Origin of the sequence: Nodularia sp. LEGE 04288 (assembly GCF_963896525.1) — a bacterium.
In the GTDB taxonomy this organism is placed as follows: domain Bacteria; phylum Cyanobacteriota; class Cyanobacteriia; order Cyanobacteriales; family Nostocaceae; genus Nodularia.
Window position 1 is genome coordinate 1 of the sequence record NZ_CAWQOY010000035.1, and the last position, 8,955, is coordinate 8,955.

An 8,955-nucleotide genomic window follows, 5' to 3' on the forward strand; every position below is an offset into this window, starting at 1 on the left:
GAGGAATGGGGAATGAGGAATGGGGAATGAGGAATGAGGAATGAGGAATGGGGACAATACTCATATTAATATTCTGCTATGCTCTGCTACTCCCCTACTCCCTACTCCCTACTCCCTACTCCCTACTCCCTACTCCCTACTCCCTACTCCCAGTCCCTAATTTTTCCGTAGTGCTGATGTGGCGTTTTGAAGTTATTTATATAGATATGCTAACTAGGAATTTTGGGTTATGAAGGTCAATTTGCAGCCTACCTTGAATGATGGTAATTTGGACGCGCATCAACCAAGCAGTCAACGTCAGTTGGCTATGTCGATTTCAGCGATCGCGGAAATTCAAGACCGCAACATTCCACTGAATTTATGCCTTATTCTCGATCATAGTGGTTCGATGCACGGGCGACCCCTGGAAACTGTGAAGCAAGCAGCTATTGGTCTGGTGGATAAACTGAAGCCTGGCGATCGCCTGAGTGTTGTCGCTTTTGATCACCGTGCCAAAGTTTTAGTCCCGAATCAAACGATCGCCAATCCAGAAAGAATTAAAAAACAAATTAACAGTCTATCCGCAGATGGTGGTACAGCTATTGATGAAGGTTTGCGTTTGGGAATAGAGGAATTAGCCAAGGGAAAAAAAGAAACTGTTTCTCAAGCCTTTTTATTAACTGATGGTGAAAATGAACACGGTGATAACCAACGTTGTTTGAAATTGGCTCAACTAGCGACTGGCTATAATTTGACTTTAAACACGTTAGGATTTGGTGACAAATGGAATCAGGATATTTTAGAAAAAATCGCTGATGCTGGCTTAGGTAGTTTGTCCCACATTCAAAAACCAGAACAGGCCGCAGATGAGTTTAACCGCCTGTTCAGCCGAGTGCAAACGGTGGGATTAACTAATGCTCATTTACTAATTTCCCTGAAGCCTCATATCCGGCTAGCGGAACTCAAACCCATTGCCCAAGTTGCCCCATACACCATTGAGTTACCCATACAGCAAGAAGCAGATGGACGCTTTGCTGTGCGCTTGGGAGATTTAATGAAAGATTCAGAGCGGGTGATTTTGGCTAATATTTATCTGGGACAGTTGCCAGAAGGTAAACAGGCGATCGCTAATGTCCAAGTCCGCTACGATGACCCTGCCCAAAATAAAATGGGTTTATTTACAGATAATCTCCCAGTGTATGCCAATGTGACTGGGGTTTACCAACCACAGATAGATTCCCGTGTGCAACAGTCTATTTTGGCCTTAGCCAAGTACCGCCAAACCCAGTTAGCCGAGACGAAATTACAACAGGGCGATCGCGCCGGTGCTGCCACAATGCTACAAACTGCGGCGAAAACTGCTCTGCAAATGGGGGATCAAGGTGCGGCGACAGTGTTACAAACTTCAGCCACGCAACTTCAATCTGGTGGTGACTTATCTGAGAGCGATCGCAAGAAAACCAGAATTGTCTCAAAAACCGTGTTGCAAGATACTCCTCCACAATGAAAGTTCAATTGCTTTGTGCCTTAAATGATACTAATGTTGACGCGGCTCAATCGAGCAACCAACGTCAACTATCTATTTCAATTTCTGCACTCGCTGGTGAATTTGATCAACATTTGCCACTCAACTTATGCTTAATTCTCGATAAGAGTGGTTCCATGCATGGTCAACCCATCGCCACAGTAATTCAGGCCGTGGAGCAATTATTAGATCGGCTACAGCCAGGTGATAGCGAAACCCCCACCTGCGGCGATCGCATTTCGGTTGTAGCCTTTGCTGGTACTGCTGAAGTGATTATCCCCAACCAAAAAGTCGAAGACCTCCCAGGTATTAAAGCCCAAATTAAAAAGAAACTCAAAGCTAGCGGCGGTACAGCAATTGCCGAGGGTTTACAACTGGGAATCACAGAACTGATGAAAGGGACAAAAGGAGCTGTTTCCCAAGCGTTTCTCCTCACAGATGGTCATGGTGAAAGTAGTTTACGGATTTGGAAATTTGAAATTGGCAAAGATGACAATAAGCGTTGTCTAGAATTTGCCCACAAGGCGACGAAAATCAATCTCACTATCAACACTCTGGGTTTTGGGAATGATTGGAACCAGGATCTATTGGAAAAAATTGCTGATGCAGGTGGTGGCACTCTAGCCTACATTGAGCGTCCGGAACAAGCATTAGATCAGTTTCGCCATTTATTGCAGCGCATTCAGTCTGTGAGGCTCACCAATGCCTACCTGCTGCTGTCTTTGGTTCCTCATGTCCGCCTCGCAGAATTTAAACCCCTTGCCCAAGTTTCCCCAGACACCATTGAGTTACCAGTGGAAACAGAAACTCATGGAGGCTTTGCCGTGCGCTTGGGTGATTTAATGCAAGATATGGAACGGGTAGTTTTGGCGAATATATATTTAGGACAATTACCAGAAGGCAAACAAGTAATCGGACATTTACAAATCCGCTACGATGATCCATCTGTCAATCAACAGGGATTAGTTTCGCCGATGGTAGCGATATATGCAGATGTGGTCAAGCCCTATCGACCTGCGCCCAATCCCTCAGTGCAGCAGTCTATTTTGGCATTAGCGAAGTATCGACAAACTCAGTTAGCGGAAGCGAAATTAAATCAAGGCGATCGCGCCGGTGCTGCGACAATGTTACAAACGGCTGCTAACACCGCCTTACAAATAGGAGATCAAGGAGCAGCCACAGTGTTGCAAACTTCTGCTACACGTCTGCAAGCAGGAGAAGAACTTTCGGAAGCAGACCTCAAAAAAACGAGGATGGTATCAAAGACAGTTTTGCAAGATTCATAGGCGTAGGGTGGGCATCTTGCCTGCCCTTTTAACATAAAAATAATCATAAAAAAAAGCTCTTGCGTTCATCATTTAGTTATTATCAATATGATTATGTCTAAATGGAAAAATTGTATACTAAGACTAACATTTTTCTTTATGTTGGCGTTGCGATAAACAACAAAATGCTGTTACTAAACTAAAGTATGAAATACCAAAATCACCTTTCTTTTCTTCCTCTTTTTGCGCCTTTGCGCCTTTGCGTGAGGCTAATTCATATTTTCAATCAGCAACGCCAATAAAATAAACCCTTAGCACTTCTTATATAAGAGCTAAGGGTTTAACTATTTATTTAAACTTAGGTAAACCTCCTCTCCGCGTCAAATCAACTCCGATTTTTATGGTTGTTGACCGTGAGTCAGAGTTACTTGTATCGACTACATAGATGTAAAAATTCAAATTAGTAATCGAAGCTAGTAAAGCAATAGCCAGAGGTTTACGCAAGTGTTTGATTAGGGTCATTGGAAATTTATGGTGTTGCGTACAATGTGGCTTTAAATCCACTGGTGTACAGACCCCTTCAAGTAAAAATAATAACACAAAAGGTTATGAGGTCAAACGGAAAGAGAGTTAAGACCACCTCCGTTGAACTAGCGCAGAACCAGCAGCCGACCTTTGCTCTGGAGTAGAGTTAGGGTCGCGCAGAACTTTACCAGCATTGCTAGCAGCTTTTTTGCTGGTGCGTCTTGGTAGGAATTTTTTGTTCATCATATTTTGTCTGAGTAGTTTGGTAACTCCGACTCAAACAAGGAGTAAAAATATTCTTCAGTAGAGATAAACAGCAAATAGCCCACGCAAAACCGAGTATTTAACCTTTCGGTTATTTGCACTCAAATTTGCATGGGCTATCTACTGGAACTATTATAACTCGTATTTTTGAATTTGTGTGAATTTTCGCAAAAATAATGTTAAATTTAGTGAGGTGGTAGTAAGCAATACGGTTTACAAATAAAAAGAATTTTGGTATTGAACTAATCTAGTTATAATTTAAATCAGACCCAACGCCCTATTTAGCCTACTTTTCAACCTCAGAAGAAAATTTTCCCGTTTAGGAACGGTGATGCGAGTTTGAGTTATGGAAAATAATTTAGAACTATTGTGATAAGCAGAGTGTCTCGCACCTATCTATATCTATCTATTTATTTTTTTCGAGCTTTCCAAGTCCCACCGTAAAGATAAAACGGGTTATTTTCACTCACACCAGGCCAACATTCACGACAAACAAAAATCCAGTTGCCTGCTTTGTCAAACTTCACCCTAAACAAAATCGGTGCAGATTGACTACACCGATCGCACATTTTAACTCTATTTTTACTTGACATTTACCTCACGCCAAAGCTGAAGCTTGGGGTTTAGCAAAAATCATCCGTCCGGCGGAGGTTTGCAAAGCACTGGTGACGACTACCCGCACTTCCCCACCGACATAATTACTACCTTCTTCAACGACAACCATTGTGCCATCGTCTAAGTAGCCCACGCCTTGACTCGGTTCTTTACCTTCCTTGAGAATCTTCAGGTCAAGATTATCACCAGGTAAATAAGTAGAACGCACAGCATTTACCAAGTCATTCACATTCAAAACAGGCACTTTCTGCACGCTGGCTACTTTCGATAAGTTGTAATCATTGGTGAGCAGCGTACCGTTAATTTCTTGGGCAAAGCGGACTAACTTAGCATCGACTGTGGCAATATCTTCGTAGTCAACGGGGTTAATCAAAATGCGGTCTGGGTAGCTTTTCTTAATGCGGGTAAGAATTTCTAATCCGCGCCTTCCCCGTACCCGCTTTTGGTCTTTACTAGCATCGGCTACTTGTTGCAATTCCTGCAAGACAAACTGGGGGACTAAAATTTGTCCTTCCAGAAATCCGGTTTCTAGTAAGGTTTCAATGCGACCATCAATAATGCAACTAGTGTCTAAAACTTTGGTACTGGCAGGTTTTAGCGTTCCTTCTACTACCATTGTCTCTACTGTGTTGGGATTAATGAACCGCAATAAACCCCGCCCGTGGGTATCGGCCAAATTCATCCCGGTGACAGCCAGCAAAATACTGCCGACAACTGCCACCAGTGGCTTAATAAAGCCAAAATCCGTGGGGATAGGCAGCAAAAATAATGGGGCTAGCATTAAGTTAGCTAGCAATAGCCCAATTACCAGGCCAATGGCACGAGTTAAAATCATTTCTAGGGGCATTTCTCGGACTTGTACTTCTAAGCGCCGATATGTCGTTTGGAAACTCAGTCCAATTGCACCGCCAAGAATAGCGGCAAAGACGGCTACAACTAAGCGTAAAGCTTCTAAGTTTGTTACCGCATCTAGGGAACCATCGGGTAGTAGTTCAATGCTATAGAACCCTATTCCCGCAGCAGCTAGGATGAATGAGATAATGATAATGGCATCAAGCATAGTTTTGTTTTTTTCCTGCGATTATGTGATCCTATCAAGTCAAGTATTTTTCATCGATAAGAGCGATTGATCAATATTGACTTACACTAGGCGTTGAAGCAGGGAATATCTGCAAATATTATAACCAAAGTCTTTTCTCTGCATATTTTTCATGATTTTGTGGTTAAACGATCAATTTTTGTAAAAAAACTACTTATTTTCGCTGTTGGGAATTTTCAGTTTAATTAATGAATTCTTTCTCATAATGAGCCAAAAAGTTAATATTTCCGGCATTGCCAGTTCTGCTTATGTACACATTCCTTTTTGCCGAAGGCGGTGTTTTTATTGTGATTTCCCTGTGTCTGTGGTGGGCGATCGCCTACGGGGTGAAACATCTGGTACTATCGCTCAATATGTGGAGGTACTATGCCAAGAAATTGCCATGAAGGCGGGTACTGGTGAACCTCTGAAAACAATTTTTTTTGGTGGTGGGACTCCTTCTTTACTATCTATAGAACAGTTACAACGCATATTGGCAACCCTAGAAAAACATTTGGGTATTGCTGCTGGTGCAGAAATCTCTATGGAAGTAGACCCAGGCACGTTTGATTTAGCACATCTATCTGGCTATTGCAGCGTTGGCGTGAACCGGGTAAGTTTGGGTGTACAAGCGTTTCAAGAGGAATTATTGCAGCTTGCGGGGCGATCGCACTCTGTTGTAGATATTCTCACATCTGTGGACTTAATTCACCAAGTAGAAATAGCCGAATTTAGCTTAGACCTAATCTCAGGTTTGCCGCATCAGTCTTTAGAACAATGGCAGGATTCTTTAAAACAGGCTGTAAGGATGATGCCTACTCACATATCCATCTATGACCTTACCATAGAAGCTGGGACAGCTTTTGGTCGTTATTACAAACCAGGGGATCAGCCATTACCAACGGATGAAACCACAGTCAAAATGTACGAAACGGCACAGCAAGTTTTGACGAATGCTGGTTATGAACATTACGAAATTTCTAATTATGCGCGTCCTGGGCATCAATGTCAGCATAATCGAGTGTATTGGGAAAACCGCCCTTATTATGCTTTTGGCATGGGTGCGGCGAGTTATATCGAGGGAAAGCGCTTCACTCGTCCGCGCAAGACTCAGGAGTATTACCAGTGGGTAAAAGCTGGAGGTGTAATTGATTGTGAAGTGACACCACCAGAGGAGGTATTATTAGAAACTTTAATGTTGGGGTTGCGTTTGGCTGAGGGTGTGAGTTTGGCAATGTTGGCTGAAAAGTTTGGGGAAGGGAAGGTAAAAGAGATTCACCAATGTTTACAGCCTTATTTAGATAAAGGTTGGGTGGAAGTAGTTGGGGGAAGGTTGCGTTTGTCTGATCCCCAAGGGTTTCTGTTTTCTAATGTGGTGTTGGCTGATTTATTTGAAAAGTTGGGATAACTAACGACCTTTCCGCGCTAAGGTTCAGATCCCCGACTTCTTGAAGAAGTCGGGGATCTGGGTATTACGTTTTTTAAGTTTGAGGTACTTACCACTTGATTAAATCACTAGGATTATGTATTATATTGATTACTCATCCAAGAATTAAAAAAAATATTTGATCGCACCAAGCGCGAGACGGTAAGAAGGGCAAAACGCTAAAGAGTCCTCGCAGCTACGCCATCAGACACAACCCGGAATCCGTTATCGTAGCCGCGGCTGCCGCAGTAGATGTCGATGCGACCAGCAGAACGGCAGTTCTCAGGAAAAAGGTTCCAAGAACCACCGCGCAGCAGCCGAAGTGAATTACCATTTCTACCTAGCCAAGGTCTACCCTCTGCGGGTGCATTATTATAATTTTGGTGGTACTCATCCTGACACCATTCCCATAAATTACCACACATATCATATAAACCAAAGGGGTTGGCAGGAAATTTTCCCACCTCGGTTGTTTGCTCCCGATATTCACCCTTTGGTGCAGAACCATAAGTGAACTTGCCGTTGTAATTTGCCAAATCTGTAGTAATTGTCTCACCAAAATAAAACGGTGTAGTCGTTCCCGCCCGACAAGCATATTCCCATTCAGCCTCAGTAGATAAGCGATAGGTTTTTCCAGCCCTTTGAGATAGTCGGGCGCAAAACTCAACCGCATCATCCCAAGAAACAGATTCTACAGGTCGATTAGCACCTTTAAAATGGGATGGGTCGGGATTTAAATCGATCCTTACTTTATCAAAAGCGGCAACTGCTGCCCATTGCGCTTGAGTGACGGTAAATTTCCCCATAAAAAAAGGTTGAATGGTGACGCTGTGCTGGGGACTTTCATCTTCATCTCGTTCTGGCTCATTTTCTGGCGAACCCATGAGAAATGTACCCCCAGGAATTTTCACCATATCTAGAACTACACCATTACCCAAGTTTTCTGTAAAAAACTCGGCGCGTCCCCGACTGCGTTTAATTTCATAGCTTTTCCCTATACCTAAAAAACCTTTACTTCCCGTTATGGTAGCCGTTTCAAAGTCAAAAGACTGAATTTGAATCCTTGGGGGAGGTGGAGGTGTAGTCTGAATCTTTGGGGGAGAAGGAGGTGGAGTTTGAATCTTTGGGGGAGAAGGAGGTGGAGTTTGAATACTTGTGAGAGAAGGAGGTTTAGATGATTTTCTTTCCACTTGTTGTTTAACTTCTGCAACAGACTGAAAACGATGCTTGGCGATGGGATGGGCTAACTTTTCCAGAATTTTACCCAATTCATCACTGACCACATTCCCATTCAAGTAGTCTCGCCATACCCATTCCCCTTCTAGGGTACTATATAAATCAAAAGGGCTAATTCCTGTTAATAAATGTAGACAAGTCACCCCTAAACTATATAAATCACTGATAAAAAAGGGTTTCCCCATAGACTGTTCAGGAGCGCAATATTCCGCAGAACCGATAATTGTTCCTGTGGCTGTGCGTTGCTGTTGCTTTACTACCTTAGCCGCGCCAAAGTCTACTAAAAATAACTTGTTGTCATTGCTGCGCCGGATGATATTCTCTGGTTTAATATCTCGGTGAATTACTTGTTTACTATGGACAAATTCTAGGATTTGTAATATTTCTAGTAATAATTCTCTAATCAGTTTTTCCGAAAACACACCATTATTATCTAACTCAGCTTGTAGGGTGTTTCCTTGCACAAATTCTTGCACTAAATATTGGCGATTATCTACGATAAAATAAGCCATCAACTCAGGAATTTGCGGATGTTTACCTAACTCTTCTAATCGTTGTGCTTCCTGTGCAAATAACTGAGATGCTTTTTCAATGGTATCTGTCCCTTGCGCCTGGGGTAAAAACTGTTTGATTACACAATAGGGCTGGGACGGTTTATATTGATCTGTAGCTAGAAATGTTCGACCAAAACCACCTTGACCTAAAATTGAGCGGGGTATATATCTTTCTGTCAGCACTAACTTACTACCGCATTTCTGACAGTATTGAAAATTATCGGGGTTGGGGTGCAGACAGTCTGGGTTCAGACAGTAGATCATGTTCGTCATGTCTGGGGGGGAGTATTTTGGGGATTCCGTGAGGGTGGTGATATTTTGCTACCCAAAAGCATTATACACAAAATCTGAGTGTTATTAGCTACCCCGCTACTGCAAAAGCGATACTCTCAAGAAACAGATTTTAAAACTGTTACCAGATAAAAATTTCCTGTTTTCACATATTTATGAAACGAACCACTTTGGTGCTAGCCTCTGGTGTACACACA

7 protein-coding genes are annotated in these 8,955 nt (G+C 42.7%); 3 read left to right on the forward strand and 4 right to left on the reverse strand.

Annotated features, from left to right (window positions below; all coding sequences use genetic code 11):
* Nucleotides 1–229: 229 nt before the first annotated feature.
* Both AACX33_RS03235 and AACX33_RS03240 read left to right on the forward strand, forming a co-directional pair.
* Nucleotides 230–1,486 (forward strand): vWA domain-containing protein, encoded by a 1,257-nt coding sequence (locus AACX33_RS03235; protein ID WP_194001048.1) that lies wholly within the window; start codon nt 230–232, stop codon nt 1,484–1,486.
* Complete coding sequence (locus tag AACX33_RS03240) at nt 1,483–2,790, forward strand: vWA domain-containing protein (RefSeq protein WP_194001050.1); 1,308 nt, start codon at nt 1,483–1,485, stop codon at nt 2,788–2,790. Before AACX33_RS03235 ends, AACX33_RS03240 begins: the two co-directional genes overlap by 4 nt.
* A gap of 609 nt (nt 2,791–3,399) precedes the next feature.
* Here AACX33_RS03240 and AACX33_RS03245 read toward each other — a convergent pair.
* The 3 genes from AACX33_RS03245 to AACX33_RS03255 all read right to left on the reverse strand — a co-directional run bounded on the left by AACX33_RS03245 (nt 3,400) and on the right by AACX33_RS03255 (nt 5,233).
* Nucleotides 3,400–3,540, reverse strand: a complete 141-nt coding sequence (locus tag AACX33_RS03245; protein ID WP_194001052.1) for a hypothetical protein — start codon at nt 3,538–3,540, stop codon at nt 3,400–3,402.
* A 428-nt stretch (nt 3,541–3,968) separates the two neighbouring features.
* Complete coding sequence (locus AACX33_RS03250; protein ID WP_194001054.1) at nt 3,969–4,151, reverse strand: hypothetical protein; 183 nt, start codon at nt 4,149–4,151, stop codon at nt 3,969–3,971.
* Nucleotides 4,152–4,156: 5 nt separating this feature from the next.
* Nucleotides 4,157–5,233: a PIN/TRAM domain-containing protein gene (locus AACX33_RS03255; RefSeq protein ID WP_194001056.1), complete on the reverse strand. Its 1,077-nt coding sequence runs from the start codon at nt 5,231–5,233 to the stop codon at nt 4,157–4,159.
* A gap of 244 nt (nt 5,234–5,477) precedes the next feature.
* Between AACX33_RS03255 and hemW the strand changes: the two genes are divergently transcribed.
* Nucleotides 5,478–6,659, forward strand: a complete 1,182-nt coding sequence (gene hemW, locus AACX33_RS03260) for a radical SAM family heme chaperone HemW (protein WP_194001058.1) — start codon at nt 5,478–5,480, stop codon at nt 6,657–6,659.
* 197 nt (nt 6,660–6,856) lie between these two features.
* Here the strand turns inward: hemW and AACX33_RS03265 are convergent, their stop codons facing one another.
* Nucleotides 6,857–8,731, reverse strand: coding sequence for a bifunctional serine/threonine-protein kinase/formylglycine-generating enzyme family protein (locus AACX33_RS03265; RefSeq protein ID WP_194001067.1), 1,875 nt, complete (start codon nt 8,729–8,731; stop codon nt 6,857–6,859).
* Nucleotides 8,732–8,955 lie beyond the last annotated feature (224 nt).